The organism is Pseudomonas sp. NFX1, assembly GCF_051123555.1.
GTDB lineage: Bacteria > Pseudomonadota > Gammaproteobacteria > Pseudomonadales > Pseudomonadaceae > Aquipseudomonas > Aquipseudomonas capeferrum.
In genome coordinates, this window is sequence record NZ_CP169366.1 from 2707586 (window position 1) to 2724080 (window position 16495).

The window sequence follows — 16495 nt, forward strand, 5'->3', positions numbered from 1 at the left end:
TGATCAGGTCACCCCAAACGGTGCCATTCCCGCCTGTCGCGGGTCAGCAGTTCATTGCCAGCCTCTGGCCCATCTTCACCTGCCGGGTATTCATGCACTTCGCCATCGTTGGCCCAGGCATCGAGAAAGGGCTGCACCGCGCGCCAGCCGTTCTCGATGTTGTCGGCCCGCTGGAACAGCGTCTGGTCACCGGTCAGGCAGTCGTAGATCAAGGTTTCGTAGCCCGTCGCCGGGGTCATCTTGAAGAAGTCCTTGTAGGCAAAGCCCAGCTCGACGTTCTCCATCACCAGCTCAGGCCCTGGGCGCTTGGCCTGCAGGTCGAACCACATGCCCTCATTGGGCTGGATCTGGATCTTCAGGTAGTTGGGCTTGGGCCGCTCCAGCTCCGACTCGCGGAACTGCGCATAGGGCGCGGGCTTGAAGCAGATGGCGATCTCGGTGTCGCGCACGCTCATGCGCTTGCCGGTACGCAGGTAGAACGGCACGCCGGCCCAGCGCCAGTTGTCGATCATCACCTTGAGCGCCACGTAGGTCTCGGTCTGGCTGCCTTCGCCGACATTGGCTTCCTGGCGATAGCCGGGCAAGCGCTTGCGCCCCTGCTTGCCCGCCGTGTACTGGCCACGCACCGAGTTTTTCAGCGCCATCTTCGCCGACCACGGGCGAATGGCGCCGACCACCTTGGCCTTTTCGCCGCGCACGGCATCGGCGCCAAAGGCCGCCGGAGGCTCCATGGCGACCATCGCCAGCAACTGGAACAGGTGATTGGGGACCATGTCGCGCAGGGCCCCGGTGTTGTCATAGAACGCACCGCGGGTTTCGACGCCAACGGTCTCGGCGGCGGTGATCTGCACGTGGTCGATGTAGTGGTTGTTCCAGAACGACTCGAACAGGCCGTTGGAGAAGCGGCTGACCAGAATGTTCTGCACCGTCTCTTTACCCAGGTAATGGTCGATGCGGTAGATCTGCCGCTCGCCCATCACCTTCAGCAAACAGGCGTTGAGTGCCTCGGCGCTGGCAAGGTCAGTGCCGAAGGGTTTCTCCACCACGACGCGACGAAAGCCCCCGGCCGACTCGTCGAGCAGGCCGGCCTGGCCCAGACGCAGGGCCACTTCGGGGAAGAAGCGTGGCGAGGTGGCCAGGTAGAAGATCGCGTTGCCATGACGGGTCGCTTCGATGCGCTTGGCAATCGCCTGGTACGTGGCCGGGTCAAGAAAGTCGCCGGTCTGGTAGTCCAGCCGTTTGGCCAGCCGCGCCCACAGTTTTTCGTCCAGGCACTTGGCGCTGCCTTCGCCGCCCTTGTCACGCTCCAGCATGAAGGCGTGCAGGCGCTCGGCGAACGCCTCGGCGGTGGCGGCATTGTGATCGACGCCGACGATGCGCAGGTTGCGGTCCAGCAACCCGTCACGGCTGAGGTTGTACAGCGCCGGCATCAGCAGGCGCTTGACCAGGTCGCCGTTGGCGCCGAACAGAAACAGGGTGCAGGGAGGCGCTGCAGGGATCGTCTGTTTAGTCATTCGCCTTTCTTCTCGACATGCCCACCAAAGCCCAGGCGCATGGCCGAGAGAATCTTGTCGCCATACGTGCCCTGCTGCTGGCGCGAACGGAAGCGAGCGAACAGCGCGCTGGACAGCACCGGCACTGGCACGGCCTGCTCAACAGCGGCATCGATGGTCCAGCGGCCCTCGCCACTGTCGGACACCGAACCACTGAACTGCACCAACTGCGGGTCGGCCACCAGCGCGTCGGCGGTAAGGTCGAGCAACCAGGACGTGACCACACTGCCGCGGCGCCAGACCTCAGCGATCTCGGCTACGTCGAGGTCAAAGCGCTGGTCTTCGGGCAGCTCGTTGCCGCCCTTGCTGCGCAGCAAGTCGAAGCCTTCGGCGTAGGCCTGCATCAGGCCGTACTCGATGCCGTTGTGCACCATCTTCACGTAGTGCCCGGCACCGGGTGGGCCTGCGTGGATGTAGCCATGCTCGGCGCGCTGGTGCTCGCCCTCGCGGCCATGGGTACGCGGGATGTCGCCGACGCCGGGCGCCAAGGCCTTGAACAGCGGCTCGAGGCGCTCGAACACGTCCTTTTCGCCCCCGATCATCATGCAGTAGCCACGCTCCAGCCCCCACACACCGCCAGAGGTGCCCACGTCCAGGTAGTGCAGGCCACGTTTTGCCAGATCAGCGGCACGGCGCATGTCGTCTTTATAGAAGGTGTTGCCCCCGTCGATGATCGCATCGCCCGGTTCCAGCAGGTCGGCCAGTTGCGCAATGGTCTGCTCGGTAGGGTCACCGGCCGGCAACATCACCCACACCGCACGCGGGGCCTTGAGTTTTTGCACCAGGGCGCCGAGGTCGTGGGCACCTTGTGCGCCCTCGCCCTCCAGCCCGACGACGGCGTCGCGGTTGCGGTCGTGCACCACGGTGCGATGGCCGGCGCCCATCAGGCGCCTTGCGATATTGCCGCCCATGCGGCCCAGCCCGACGATTCCCAGTTGCATGAGCCGATGCTCCCCTTTCGAAAATGGATGATGATGCAGTTAAGCGTTTCAGATTAGTCCAGCGTACCGCCCAAGGGTTCAGCGACGAACGGCGAGACCACGATAAACAAAAAAGTTCCCATGGGCGGCGAAAGAATTCAGAATGCGCACCGCGTGAAGCGACTACGCTTTAACTGTCACCAGCCAAAACCGCGAGGTGTGCTCATGGGTACCTTGATGCCTGCTACTCCAACCCAGACCCTCTATGTCTCCGTACGCCGTGATGAGCTGCGTAAGTTGAAGGACGAACGTGACCAACTGCGTCAGCAGGTCGCTCAGTTGCACATGATGCTTGAGCAAGCTCGCTCCGGCGACAAAGCTATCAATCTCTGATCGTGACCTTCCCCGGTGGGGGCTGACCGGCTCCCACGCTGCTGTACCTCCCCCTCTCCGCTTGCCCCTGCACACGCACCAAAACAGGGCGTCGCCGTTCTCTGCGCGACGAAATGATGCGCGTCTGAAACCCTGTGCCCTACCCTCGAGCACCCCGTTCACATCTGGTCACAGACGCCAACGTTTGCGTCTAAACCGGCCATAACGAAAGTGACCAGTGGGTCACCTTTTTTACTTCTTCTCTCCTACACTCAGCTTTCGGCCCGCCATTTGCTCATAGGAAGAGTGACGTAAAAAAGTCGAACTTTCACAAACGGCGGTGGGTCAGGAACTAAGTAGGCCAAATGCAAAGGGACCTCCCCCGCTTCGGCCCACCAACCCCATTCAGTCCAATCGCCTTCGGCCGGAATGCTGATCGCGCTGTGCCTGCGCGCACGACTCAGGGGCATGGATAGCACTACACGGATTTGAACCAGAGAGAACCAACACGAGATAACGCCGCGGGTGCCAGCACCCGGCCAAGCATAGGGACGGAGAGAAGTATGATCAGTGCCGCTGTCGAGCCTCACGTAGATTCATTCAAACCGGACAACCGCGAGCCGCTTACCCCGGAATTCGCCACGACAGGCAAGGCACCCGGCGCACAGCGCCAGCACAACCCGAACAAACGCAAGATCCTGTTCGTCACCTCGGAAATCGCCGACCTGATCAAGACCGGCGGCCTGGGCGACGTCTCCGCCGCCCTGCCCCGCGCCTTGGCGCACCTGCACGATGTACGCGTGCTGATCCCCGGCTACCGCCAGGTGATGGAGAGCGACAACCCGATTCACGTCGTCGGCGAACTGGGCGGCCACGCCGCACTGCCGCCGTGCAAGATCGGCCGTATGGACCTGGCCGATGGCCTGGTGATCTATGTGTTGATCTGCCCCGAGCTGTACGAGCGCGACGGCACTCCCTATGGTGCCAACAATGGCCGCGACTGGCCCGACAACCATATCCGCTTCGCCCGCCTGGGCCTGGCTGCCGCCGAGATTGCCGCCGGCGAAGGCATGATCCACTGGAAGCCCGAAGTGGTGCACGCCCACGACTGGCCTGCAGGCCTGGCCCCGGCCTACATGCACTGGCGCGGGCTGAACACGCCGACCCTGTTCACCATCCACAACCTGGCCTACCAGGGCGTCTACAGCCGTGGCTGCAGCCCGGAGCTGGCAATCCCCGAGCATGCCATGCAGCAGGAAGGCATGGAGTTCTACGGCAAGCTGTCGTTCCTCAAGGCCGGCCTGGCCTACTCCAGCCACATCACCACGGTCAGCGCCACCTATGCCCGGGAAATCACCACCCCCGAGTTTGGCTGCGGTTTGGACGGTTTCCTTGCGGCCAAGGCCCAGCAAGGCCTGCTGGGCGGCATCCCCAACGGCATCGACGAAAGCTGGGATTCGGCCACCGACAAGCACCTGCAACACAACTTCAGCATCAATGACTGGGACGGCAAGGCGCGCAACGCCGAAGCCGTGCGCCAGCTGTTCGAGCTCGAACCCTCCGAGGGCCCGCTGTTTGCCGTGGTCTCGCGCCTGGTCTACCAGAAAGGCCTCGACCTGACCCTGGGCGTGGCCGACTACATCGTCGAGCAAGGCGGGCAGATCGCGATCATCGGCCGTGGCGAGCCGGAAGAAGAACAGGCCATGCGCGAACTGGCGCTGCGCCACCCGGGCCGTATCGGCGTGCGCATCGGTTTCAACGAGACCGACGCGCGGCGCATGTTCGCCGGCAGCGACTTCCTGCTGATGCCGTCGCGCTATGAACCGTGCGGCCTGAGCCAGATGTACGCGCAGCGCTTCGGTTCACTGCCGGTGGCGCGCAACACCGGCGGCCTGGCCGATACCATCGAGTGTGGGGTGACGGGTTTCCTGTTCAACGAATCGACCGTCGAGAGCTACCGCGAAGCGCTGAGCCGCGCCTTCTATGTGTACGGCAAGAAAGACCTGCTCAACGCCATGCGCTGCCTGTCGATGACCCAGCCGTTCAACTGGTGCCAGGCGGTGGAACCCTACGCTCGCCTCTATGAGGACTTGGTCAAGCAGGCACAGTTCAGCCACAACTGAGCGGAGAATCGAAGATGCACAGGCATGGCGCACAGTTGTTGGACGCCACGTCGGCGCGCTTCGCCCTCTGGGCGCCGGATGCGCGCAGCGTGAGCGTGGAAATCGAGCAGCAGCCGCCGGTCGAGCTGCTGCCCGACAATGATGGCTGGTACACCGGCACAGCCCCGTGCCAGGCCGGCGATCGCTATCACTATCGAATCGACGGCAAATTGCAGGTAGCGGACCCCGCGTCGCGCTACCAGCCCGAGGGCGTGCAGGGGCCGAGCGAACTGGTGGATGTGGCCAGCTATGACTGGCAACACCCCTGGCAGGGCCGCCCGTGGCACGAAGCGGTCATTCAGGAATTGCACGTCGGTGTGCTGGGCGGCTATGCCGGGGTTGCCCGGCAACTGCCACGCCTGGCCGACATCGGCATCAGTGCTGTCGAATTGATGCCGCTTGGGCAGTTTCCGGGTGAACGCAACTGGGGGTACGACGGCGTGCTGCCGTTCGCGCCGCAGAATATCTATGGCAGCCCGCAGCAGTTGTGCGCGCTGGTCGACAAGGCCCATGGCGAAGGGTTGATGGTGCTGGTGGACGTGGTCTACAACCACTTCGGCCCAGACGGCAACTACCTGCACCAGTACGCCAGCCCGTTTTTCCGCGAAGACCAGCAGACGCCGTGGGGCGCGGCCATCGACTTCCGCCGTGCCGAGGTGCGCGAGTTCTTCATCCAGAACGCCCTGATGTGGCTGTGCGACTACCGCTGCGATGGCCTGCGCCTGGATGCGGTGCACGCCATCGACCAGCCGGACTTTCTCGTCGAGCTGGCGCAACGGGTACGCGCTGCGGTGGAGCCTGGCCGGCATGTGTGGCTGGTGCTGGAGAACGAGCACAACCAGGCCTTTTTGCTGGAGCAAGGTTTCGACGCGCAGTGGAATGACGACGGCCACAACGCCCTGCACGTGCTGCTGACCGGCGAAACCGAAGGCTATTACGCCGACTACAAACAGCGCCCCATCGACCAGTTGGCCCGCTGCCTGTCGGAAGGCTTCGTGTTCCAGGGCCAGGCCAACCGCCATGGCGAGCCGCGCGGTGAACCCAGCGGGCACCTGGCGCCGAGCGCGTTCGTGCTGTTCTTGCAGAACCACGACCAGATCGGCAACCGCGCCCTGGGTGAACGCCTGACCCGCCTGTGCCCGCCGCCAGCCCTGCGTGCGGCCACGGGCCTGCTGCTGCTGGCGCCGATGATCCCGCTGCTGTTCATGGGCGACGATGACGGCAGTTGTCGCCCGTTCCTGTTCTTCACCGACTTCCACGATGAACTGGCCGATGCCGTGCGCGAAGGCCGACGCGGCGAATTCGCCCACTTCACCGCATTTGCCGACCCCGCGCAGCGTGAGCGCATTCCCGACCCCAACGCCGAGCAGACATTCGAGTCATCACGCCCGCAGCACAATGAGGTCATTGCCGGCTGGCACGGCCTCTATCAGCAGTTGCTCGACCTGCGCCGTCGCCATGTCATCCCGCACCTGCCTGGCAGCCGTGCGCTGGGCGCCGACGTGCACGGCGACAAAGCGCTCAGCGCACGCTGGCGGCTGGGCGATGGCAACACCTTGCGCATCGACTTGAACCTGGCCGCCAGCCCCCAAGCCGTTGAACTACCCCCTGCCGCAACACGGCTGTTCGACAGCAGTGACAACCGCCACCCCGATACCCATCTGGCCGCGTACAGCTGCGTGGTCAGCCTGATTCCCCCTGGCCAGGAGCGCCCATGAGCGAAACCGCCCTGCACCGTCTGGCGGCCCGCGTCGGGCTCAGCCGTGACTGGATCGATGCCAACGCCCGGTCGCAGCAAGTCAGTGACGCCGTACTGCGCAACGTCCTCGAAGGTTTGGGCCACCCCGCCGCCGACGAGACCGCCATCCAGGCCAGCCTGCGCGCTGTGGAGGCCGCCGAGGACAGCGAGCACCTGCCGCCCTTGCTGACCGTCGAGCTGGGCCAACCGCTGCCCCTGCACCGCTACTTCAGCGCAGGCAGCGCGGTGCGTTGCACCTTGGAAGACCACAGCCAGCGCAGCCTGGCCCTGGACAGCCAGGCTGGCCTGCCCGGCGAACTGCCCTTGGGCTACCACAGCCTGGAAATCGACGGCCGCACCTTCACCGTGGCCGTGGCGCCGTCGCGCTGCTACAGCCTTGAAGACAGCGTGTCGCAACCGCCGCCGCGCTGCTGGGGCCTGGCCGTGCAGCTGTACAGCCTGCGCCGCAGTGGCGATGGCGGCTACGGCGACTGCCTGGCGCTGGAGCAACTGGCGCGGACGGCCGCCGAGCGCGGTGCCGACGCCTTGGCCATCAGCCCGATCCACGCCCTGTCGTCCATCGACCAGCAGCACTACAGCCCCTACTCGCCCTCCAGCCGCCTGCTGCTCAACAGCCTTTATGCCAGCCCGGCCGCGCTGTTTGGCGAGCGCGCCGTGCGCATGGCCATCGAAGCCTGCGGGCTGGAGCAGCAGCTCGAAGACCTGGAGCAACGCCCGCTGGTCGACTGGCCCCGCGCTGCCAGTGCCCGCCTGCGCCTGCTCGAAGCGCTGTACCAGGACTTCAGCCAGGGCGATCACCCGCTGCGCAAGGACTTCGACAGCTACCGCGAAGCCGCCGGCCAAGCCCTGGAGCACCACTGCCGCTTCGAGGTGCTGCAGGCACAAGCCGTGGAGCATGGCCTGGGCGCCGACTGGCGCAAGTGGCCCAGTGCCTGGCACGACCCCTACCACGCCGAGGTCGAAGCCTTCGCCAATGCCTACCCGGCCAAGGTCGAGTTCCACGCCTTCTGCCAATGGCTGACCGAACGCAGCCTGCAACGAGCCCAGGAGGCCGCCCGTGGCAATGGCATGGCCGTCGGCCTGATCGCCGACCTGGCGGTAGGCGCCGACGGTGCCGGCAGCCAGGCCTGGAGCCGCCAGGACGAGTTGCTGGCCAACCTCAAGGTCGGCGCGCCGCCCGACATTCTCAACCGCTCAGGGCAGGACTGGGGCATTTGCGCGTTCTCCCCCGAAGGCCTCAAGCGCAATGGCTACCGCGCCTTTATCGAGATGCTACGGGCCAACATGGCCCATGCCGGTGGCCTGCGCATCGACCACGTCATGGGCCTGCGTCGGCTGTGGCTGATCCCCCGGGGCGCCAAGCCCAGCGAGGGCGCTTACCTGAACTACCCCCTCGAAGACCTGCTGCGCCTGCTGGCGCTGGAGTCGGTGCGCCACCAGGCGATCATCCTCGGCGAAGACCTCGGCACCGTGCCCGAAGGCCTGCGCGAACACTTGGCCGACAAGGCCGTGCTGGGCATGCGCGTGCTGCCCTTCGAGCAGACCCGGCCCGGCCACTTCAAGCCCATTCTCGACTGGCCGGACAGCGCCCTGGCCACCACCGGCACCCACGACCTGGCCCCGCTGGCCGGCTGGCTGCAGAACCGCGACATCGACTGGAGCCATCGCCTGCAGTTGATCGACGCCGCCACCGAACTCCATTGGCGCCAGGAGCGCCAGCAAGAACACGACGGCCTGCGCCGCACCCTGGAGGCCAACTACGGCCCCTTGCCCGACAACGACGCGGTGATCGACGCCGCCCTGCGCTACGTCGGCCACACCCGCGCCCCGCTGGTGCTGGTGCCACTTGAAGACCTGCTGGGCTGCGACGAACAACCCAACCTGCCCGGTACCACCGAAGGGCACCCCAATTGGCGCCGGCGCTTCGCCCTGCCGGTGCGCGAACTGCTCGACGACGAAGACGCCGCACGGCGCCTGGAGCTGCTGGCCCAGGCCCGTGAACAAGCCTGGGAGCGTGACCGATGAAGCCCTTGACCGCGACCCTGCGCCTGCAATTTCACAGCGACTTCACCCTTGATCACGCCGTGCCGCTGGTGCCGTATTTTGCCCAGTTGGGCATCAGCCACCTGTATGCCTCGCCGATTCTCAAGGCCCGCGCCGGCTCCCGCCACGGTTACGACGTGGTCGACCCGACCCAGGTCAACCCGGAGCTTGGCGGTGAGGCTGCGCTGGAGCGCCTGGTGGCCGCCCTGCGCCAGCACGGCATGGGGCTGATCCTCGACACGGTGTCCAACCACATGGCCGTGGGCGGCGCCGACAACCCGTGGTGGCAAAGCCTGCTGGCCTGGGGCCGGCGCAGCCCGTATGCGGCGTTCTTCGATATCCAGTGGCACTCCAGCGACCCGCTGCTGGCCGGCCAGTTGCTGCTGCCCTTCCTGGGCAGCGATTACGGCGCGGCCTTGAAGCAAGGCGATATGCCGCTGACCTTCGACAAGCACCACGGTGTGCTGCAGATTGCCCACTACGAACACCGGTTCCCCATCTGCCCGATCGACTACGGCTGGATCCTCGCGCAAAGCCCCGAACCTGCCTTGCAGGCGTTGGCCGCGCATTTCACTGCCCTGCACGACAGCGCCCAACCGCTGGCCGCTGCCCTGCCCTTGCAGGCTGAACTGGCGCGCCTGGTAAAAGACGGCGCCGACCTCGACACGGCCCTGCTCGCTTTCGATAGCCGCAGCGAGGCCGGTTTCAAGCGCCTGCACCTGCTGCTCGAACGCCAGACCTACCGCCTGGCCAGCTGGCGCACCGCCGCCGACGACATCAACTGGCGGCGCTTCTTCGACATCAACGAGCTGGGCGGCCTGCGGGTCGAGCGCGCCGTGGTGTTCGAAGCCACCCACGCCAAGCTGTTCGAACTGATCGAACGCGGCCTGGTGGACGGCCTGCGCATCGACCATATCGACGGCCTGGCCGACCCGCGCGGCTATTGCCGCAAACTGCGCCGAAGGGTCGATGGCCTGCTGGCCCGGCGGCCCATGCATGCAGCGCTGGAGCACTTCCCGATCTACGTGGAGAAGATTCTCGGGGCCAATGAACACCTGCACCGCGACTGGCTCACCGACGGCACCACCGGCTATGAGTTCATGAACCAGGTTTCGCTGCTGCAACACGACCCGGCGGGCGAAGCGCCGTTGACCGAGCTCTGGGCCAACGTCAGCGAACGCCCGGACTTCGCCGAGGAGGTGCGCCTGGCCCGCCACCTGGTGCTCAACGCCAGCCTGGCCGGTGACTGCGAATCGGTGGCGCAGGCGTTGCTGCAGGTGGCCCGCGACGACCTGATGACCCGTGACCTGACCCTTGGCGCCATCCGCCGGGCCTTGCAGGCGCTGGTCGCGCATTACCCGGTGTACCGCACCTACTTCAACGCCTGCGGCCGCCCAGCCGAGGACGAAGCGTTCTTCCAGCAGGCCTTGGCCGCTGCCCGCCAGGACCTTGGCGAGGCGGACTGGCCACTGCTCGAACAGCTCGAACGATGGCTGGGCGGCCAGCCCTGGCGCGGCCTACCACCAGGCCGGCCGCGCAAGCACCTGCGCCATGCCTGCGTACGGTTCCAGCAATTGACCGCACCCAGCGCCGCCAAGGCAGTGGAAGACACCGCCTTCTACCGCAGTGCGCGGCTGCTGTCGCGTAACGACGTGGGCTTCGAGGCCGAGCGCTTCAGCGCGGGACCTGCGTATTTCCACAACGAGGCCCAGCGGCGCCTGCGCGACTTCCCCGACAGCCTGCTGGCCACCGCTACCCACGACCATAAACGCGGCGAAGACACCCGCGCCCGCCTGGCGGTGCTCAGCGAACGCGGGCCGTGGCTGGCCAGCCGGGTGGAGCATTGGCGCGAGCTGGCGGCGCCCCTGCGGGCGCAACTGGACGATGGCCTGGCACCCAGCCCCGGCGATGAGCTGATGCTGCTGCAGACGCTGCTGGGCAGTTGGCCGCTGAGCCTTGAGCCACACGATGACGGCGCACTGCGCCAGTACGCCGAGCGCCTGCGGCAATGGCAGCAGAAGGCCCTGCGCGAAGCCAAGTTGCGCAGCAGCTGGAGCGCCCCGAACGACGCCTACGAGGCCGCCTGCGCACGCTACATCGATGGCCTGCTGCTCGATGGCGAAAACCAGCAGTTGCGCAAGTCGCTGGCCGATGCCGCCCAGCTCATCGCCTGCCCAGGCGCGCTCAACGGCCTGGTCCAGGCGCTGTTGCGCATGACCGTGCCCGGCGTGCCCGACCTGTATCAGGGCAATGAATACTGGGACTTCAGCCTGGTCGACCCGGACAACCGCCGCCCGGTCGACTACGCCAGCAGGCGCCGTACCCTGGACGATGCCACGCCGGTTGCCGAGCTGTTGGCGCACTGGCGCGATGGCCGCATCAAGCAAGCCCTGGTGGCGCGGGTGCTGGACTGTCGCCAGGCGCATGCCGAGCTGTTCCGCCGTGGCGCCTACCTGCCGCTGACCGTGCAGGGCCGGCATGCCGACAAGGTGCTGGCCTTCGCCCGCCTGGGTGACGACCAGCGCGCCATCGTGATTGCGCCGCGCCTGGCCAGCGGCCTGCTCGGTAGCGCCCCTACACCGTTGATCCCGGCCCATAACTGGGACGACACCCGGCTGATACTGCCGTTTGCCTTGTCGCCTGCCAACTCGACGGGACTTTTCCCCAGTGCTGCGGTCAGCCTTTCAAAGGAGCTGCCGTTGAGCGCCGTACTGTCGGAATTTCCAGTCAATGTGTTGATACAACAATCTTGAGCATCAGGAGCGTCATGATGAGTGTCGATGAAAAACGTATTCGTGAATTTGCCTACCAGATCTGGGAGTCGGAAGGTAAGCCGGTCGGTGAGGAGGAACGCCATTGGGAGATGGCGCGCAAGCTCGCCGAGGCTGAAGCACTTGCGCCCAAGGCAGCGCCACGCAAGAAAGCGCCAGCCAAGACAAAGGTAGTAGCAGAGCCGGTTCAGAAACCTGCAGCGGTGAAGAAGCCCCGGGCTGTGAAGAAACCAGCTGCTGGTTAAACCTGTACCGGCCTCTTCGCGGGGCAAGTCGGATCGCCGCACCGCGAAGAGGCCGGTACAGTCGCTGCACTGTTTCCCCCTTCACCACGGCCACACGAGGACCGCCATGAGCCCCCGCATTCCGAAGAAAACCCGCTCAGTCGCCCCATCGCGCATTCGCGAAGGCATGCCCTTCCCCCTCGGCGCCACCTGGGACGGGCTTGGGGTCAACTTCGCCCTGTTCTCGGCCAATGCCACCAAGGTCGAACTGTGCCTGTTCGACTCCAGCGGCGAGCAGGAAATCGAACGCATCGAACTGCCCGAGTACACCGACGAGATCTACCACGGCTACCTGCCCGACGCGCACCCGGGCCTGGTCTACGGGTACCGCGTCTACGGCCCCTACGAGCCCGAGAACGGCCACCGTTTCAACCCCAACAAACTGCTGATCGACCCCTACGCCAAGCAACTGGTCGGCAGCCTGAAATGGTCCGAGGCCCTGTTCGGCTACACCATCGGCCACCCCGACGGCGACTTGTCGTTCGATGAGCGTGACAGCGCGCCCTTCGTGCCCAAATGCAAGGTCATCGACCCGGCCTTCACCTGGGGCCGCGATCAGCGCGTGCAGATTCCGTGGGAGCGCACCATCCTCTACGAAGCGCATACCCGCGGCATCAGCATGCGCCACCCGGCGGTGCCCGAAGCGCTGCGCGGGACCTTCGCCGGCCTTGCCAATGACGAGCTGCTCAAGCACATCAAGGACCTGGGCGTTTCCAGTATCGAACTGCTGCCGATCCATGCCTTCGTCAACGACCAGCACCTGCTGGACAAGGGCCTCAACAATTACTGGGGCTACAACAGCATTGCCTTTTTCGCCCCCCACCCCCGCTACCTGGCCAGCGGCAAGATCGCCGAATTCAAGGAGATGGTCGCGCACCTGCATGACGCCGGCCTGGAGGTGATTCTGGATGTGGTCTACAACCACACCGCCGAAGGCAACGAGCGCGGCCCGACGCTTTCCATGCGCGGCATCGACAACGCCTCCTACTACCGCCTGATGCCCGATGACAAGCGTTACTACATCAACGATTCGGGCACCGGCAATACCCTGGACCTGAGCCACCCTTGCGTGCTGCAACTGGTCACCGACTCACTGCGTTATTGGGCCGGTGAGATGCACGTGGACGGCTTCCGCTTCGACCTGGCGACCATCCTGGGCCGTTACCATGACGGCTACAGCGAACGCCACGGGTTCCTCGTCGCCTGCCGCCAGGACCCGATGCTGAGCCAGGTCAAGCTGATTGCCGAACCTTGGGACTGCGGCCCCGGTGGCTACCAGGTGGGCAACTTCGCGCCCGGCTGGGCCGAGTGGAACGACCGCTTCCGCGATACCGTGCGGGCGTTCTGGAAAGGTGACGAAGGCCAGCTGGCCGACTTCGCTTCGCGCATGACCGCGTCGGGCGACATGTTCAACAACCGCGGCCGGCGCCCCTATGCCTCGGTCAATTTCGTCACCGCCCACGATGGCTTCACCTTGCGCGACCTGGTGTCGTACAACAACAAGCACAACGAGGACAACGACGAGAACAACCAGGACGGCACCGACAACAACCTGTCGTGGAACTGTGGCGCCGAAGGCCCCACCGACGACCCGGAAATCAACGCCCTGCGCATGCGCCAGATGCGTAACTACTTCGCCACCCTGTTGTTTGCCCAAGGCACGCCGATGATCGTCGCCGGCGACGAGTTCAGCCGCACTCAACACGGCAACAACAACGCCTATTGCCAGGACAGCGAGATCGGTTGGGTCAACTGGGACCTGGACGACGAGGGCGCCGCGCTGCTGGCCTTCGTCAAGCGCCTGACCCGCCTGCGCCTGGCCTACCCGGTGCTGCGCCGCTCACGCTTTCTGGTGGGCGACTACAACGAGGCGATCGGGGTCAAGGATGTCACCTGGTTGGCGCCGGATGGCAGCGAGATGAGCGTCGAGCAATGGGAAGACCCCCATGGCCGGTGCCTGGGCATGTTGATCGACGGGCGTGCCCAGGTCAGTGGCATCGCCCGGCCAGGCGCCGAGGCGACGGTGCTGCTGATCGTCAATGCCCATCATGACGTGGTGCCGTTCCAGTTGCCGACCGTGCCTGACGGTGATTACTGGAGCTGCCTGGTGGATACCGACCGGCCAGAGTTGCGCAAGGGGCAGCACTTGGCATTCGAGAGTACGTTCGAAGTGAAGGGGCGCTCGATGTTGTTGATGGTGTTGCAGCACGAGGAGGAGTGAACCCGAAGGGCCATGACCGGTCCCTTGTAGGAGCGGCCTTGCGTCGCGAAAGGGCTGCGCAGCGGCCCCAGCAATCTCTGCGGCGAAGCTGAAATCCAGCTCTGCGGCGAAGCTGAAATCCAGGGGCCGCTGCGCAGCCCTTTCGCGACGCAAGGCCGCTCCTACAAAGGCCGTGCGTGACGTTTTAACAGAGGAGGCACTGTGAACCCCGAAGCCGGCAGTGCAGGTTTCGCCACCGTCAACCAGGCCCCGGCCGTGCATCGGCTGCGGGTACTCACGGTCAACACCCACAAGGGTTTTACCGCCTTCAACCGGCGCTTCATCCTGCCGGAACTGCGCGAGGCGGTGCGCAGCACCCAGGCCGACATCGTCTTCCTCCAGGAAGTGCTTGGCAGCCATGACCGCCACGCTGCGCGCTACCCCGGTTGGCCGCAAACCTCCCAGTACGAATTTCTCGCCGACAGCATGTGGAGCGACTTCGCCTACGGCCGCAACGCGGTCTACCCCGACGGCCACCATGGCAACGCCCTGCTGTCGAAGTACCCGATCATCGAGCACCGCAACCTCGACGTCTCCATCACCGGCCCTGAGCGCCGTGGCCTGTTGCATTGCATCCTCGATGTGCCCGGCCCACACCAGGTGCATGCCATCTGCGTGCACTTGTCGCTACTGGAAAGCCACCGCCAGCAACAGTTGCAGCTGCTGCGCAGGTTGCTCGAATCATTGCCGGAAGGCGCCCCGGTGATCATCGCCGGCGACTTCAACGACTGGAAGCTGCGCGGCAATCGTACCCTGGGCCTGCGCAACGACTTGCATGAAGCGTTCGAGCGCCACCACGGGCACTTGGCGCGCACCTACCCCGCGCGCATGCCGCTGCTGCGCCTGGACCGTATCTACCTGCGCAACGCCGAAAGCCATGCGCCGCGGATTCTGGGGCACAAACCTTGGACGCACCTCTCCGACCATCTGCCGCTGGCCGTCGAGGTCAAGCTGTAGCAATCATTCTTCATAGCCAAGCAGCGGTAAATAGCGAACTTCGATATACCCGAGTATTTCACTCAACAAATCAGCTACTTGTACCGAATCACAGGCCATGAACAGATCCTTCACGCTTTCTTGACGCAAGCCCAGACCTCTCCTTAGCTGAACAGTATCTAGTCGTAAAGATCTCGCGCCGGGCCTCTAGCTCGCGCCTTCGTGCGCGTTTGCGAAAGCAGGCGTGCTGGTTTGGGTCGCCCCCTGTTTTTGCCGTACAGCTCGTGACAACAGGCCAGGTCCTTGGGCTGTACCACAAAAACAACGGAGATCCGCCATGAAAAGAACCTCGAATCCCTTGCGCTTCGACAGCATTTTCTGCGCGGTTTCCACGTCGCTGCTTCTGGCAACCCCGGTGGAAACTTTCGCATTCGACTTGCAGGACGACCCGACCTCCCCCCGTTTTCTGCAACAAACGGCGGTCCCGCAGCTATCGCTCGACCCGGTCAGCGCCAGCGGGTTGAACATCGGTACCCTCAACGCATTCTCGGAAAAGATGTCCGAGCGCCACGGCCAGGGAGTAGCCGACCTGGTCGCCAGCCAGTGGTCGCAATTCTTCCCTGGCGCCCCGCGCACCGGTGCACAGCCGCCCGACCAGTTAGAGGCCCCCAGCCAGCAACTGATGATCGGTCCGGACCTGTTCATGCGTGAAACCACGGCGGGCAATGTGCACCGGGCGGGCATCTTCGTTGGCCATAACAATCTGCAGAGCAGCTTCAATGGCATTCGCCCGCTGCTGGGCGACAAGCAGCGCAATGCCGTGAACCTCAGTGGCGAAAGCCTGGGCGTGTACTGGAGCATGACCCATGAACGGGGCTGGCACCTGGATGCCGTGGCCATGGGCTCGCGTATCGATATCAATGGCCGTGGCGAGAGCGGCCAGCGCCTGGACGACAGCGGCCATGCCATGACCTTCTCGCTGGAAGGTGGCTACCCGATCGGCCTGGGCGGGGGTTGGGTGATCGAGCCGCAGGCACAGTTGATCAACCAGCAGTTTTTCCCCGGCAGTCGCGTGCAGGAGGAGACGTTGCAGGCGTTCGACAGCCAGCCCAGCTGGAGCGGCCGGGTCGGTGCCAAGTTGTCCGGGCGCTACGAGGTGCGTGGCATGCCGATTGAACCCTATGTGCGGACCAACGTCTGGTATGACTTCAGCAATGCCGACGAGGTGAAGCTGGACCAGGTCGACAAAATTTCCAGCTCGCGGTATTCGACCACGGTGGAATTGGGGTTGGGGCTGGTGGCCCGGGTGACGCCGAATGTGGCGTTGTTTGTGAGTGCCGACTACAGCAGCGATGTAGATGACAATGACCTGAATGGGTTGATCGGCAGCCTTGGGGTGCGGATGCGCTGGTAGCCGGTAAGCTCGGTTTGTGTG

General features: G+C 65.0%; 12 protein-coding genes. 9 read left to right on the forward strand and 3 right to left on the reverse strand.

Annotated elements, in window-relative coordinates; all coding sequences use genetic code 11:
• Positions 1-8: 8 nt before the first annotated feature.
• Positions 9-1514, reverse strand: a complete 1506-nt coding sequence (gene zwf, locus DJ563_RS12200) for a glucose-6-phosphate dehydrogenase (RefSeq protein ID WP_274100697.1) — start codon at positions 1512-1514, stop codon at positions 9-11.
• Complete coding sequence (gene gnd / locus DJ563_RS12205; protein WP_434519600.1) at positions 1511-2494, reverse strand: phosphogluconate dehydrogenase (NAD(+)-dependent, decarboxylating); 984 nt, start codon at positions 2492-2494, stop codon at positions 1511-1513. The genes zwf and gnd overlap by 4 nt, the downstream gene beginning before the upstream one ends.
• Positions 2495-2698: 204 nt before the next feature.
• On the opposite strand from gnd, the gene DJ563_RS12210 reads away from it, so the two are divergent.
• The 8 genes from DJ563_RS12210 (at position 2699) to DJ563_RS12245 (ending at position 15081) form a co-directional block, all read left to right on the forward strand.
• Complete coding sequence (locus DJ563_RS12210) at positions 2699-2866, forward strand: DUF6026 family protein (RefSeq protein WP_077068354.1); 168 nt, start codon at positions 2699-2701, stop codon at positions 2864-2866.
• 542 nt (positions 2867-3408) lie between these two features.
• Positions 3409-4968 (forward strand): glycogen synthase GlgA, encoded by a 1560-nt coding sequence (glgA, locus tag DJ563_RS12215; protein ID WP_274100303.1) that lies wholly within the window; start codon positions 3409-3411, stop codon positions 4966-4968.
• 14 nt (positions 4969-4982) lie between these two features.
• Positions 4983-6725 carry a malto-oligosyltrehalose trehalohydrolase gene (gene treZ / locus DJ563_RS12220; protein ID WP_434519601.1) on the forward strand — a complete coding sequence of 581 codons (1743 nt, stop codon included), beginning with the start codon at positions 4983-4985 and terminating at the stop codon, positions 6723-6725.
• Positions 6722-8791: a 4-alpha-glucanotransferase gene (malQ, locus tag DJ563_RS12225; protein WP_434519602.1), complete on the forward strand. Its 2070-nt coding sequence runs from the start codon at positions 6722-6724 to the stop codon at positions 8789-8791. Before treZ ends, malQ begins: the two co-directional genes overlap by 4 nt.
• Positions 8788-11562 carry a malto-oligosyltrehalose synthase gene (locus DJ563_RS12230; RefSeq protein WP_274100305.1) on the forward strand — a complete coding sequence of 925 codons (2775 nt, stop codon included), beginning with the start codon at positions 8788-8790 and terminating at the stop codon, positions 11560-11562. The genes malQ and DJ563_RS12230 overlap by 4 nt, the downstream gene beginning before the upstream one ends.
• A gap of 14 nt (positions 11563-11576) precedes the next feature.
• Positions 11577-11825 (forward strand): DUF2934 domain-containing protein, encoded by a 249-nt coding sequence (locus DJ563_RS12235; protein ID WP_434519603.1) that lies wholly within the window; start codon positions 11577-11579, stop codon positions 11823-11825.
• Positions 11826-11931: 106 nt separating this feature from the next.
• Positions 11932-14085 carry a glycogen debranching protein GlgX gene (gene glgX, locus DJ563_RS12240; protein ID WP_434519604.1) on the forward strand — a complete coding sequence of 718 codons (2154 nt, stop codon included), beginning with the start codon at positions 11932-11934 and terminating at the stop codon, positions 14083-14085.
• A gap of 201 nt (positions 14086-14286) precedes the next feature.
• Entirely contained in the window at positions 14287-15081 is a 795-nt protein-coding gene (locus DJ563_RS12245; protein ID WP_274099631.1) for an endonuclease/exonuclease/phosphatase family protein, read from the forward strand.
• Positions 15082-15084: 3 nt separating this feature from the next.
• Here the strand turns inward: DJ563_RS12245 and DJ563_RS12250 are convergent, their stop codons facing one another.
• Positions 15085-15210: a hypothetical protein gene (locus DJ563_RS12250; protein ID WP_274099632.1), complete on the reverse strand. Its 126-nt coding sequence runs from the start codon at positions 15208-15210 to the stop codon at positions 15085-15087.
• A 187-nt stretch (positions 15211-15397) separates the two neighbouring features.
• On the opposite strand from DJ563_RS12250, the gene DJ563_RS12255 reads away from it, so the two are divergent.
• Complete coding sequence (locus DJ563_RS12255; protein WP_274099633.1) at positions 15398-16474, forward strand: autotransporter domain-containing protein; 1077 nt, start codon at positions 15398-15400, stop codon at positions 16472-16474.
• Positions 16475-16495: the final 21 nt, after the last annotated feature.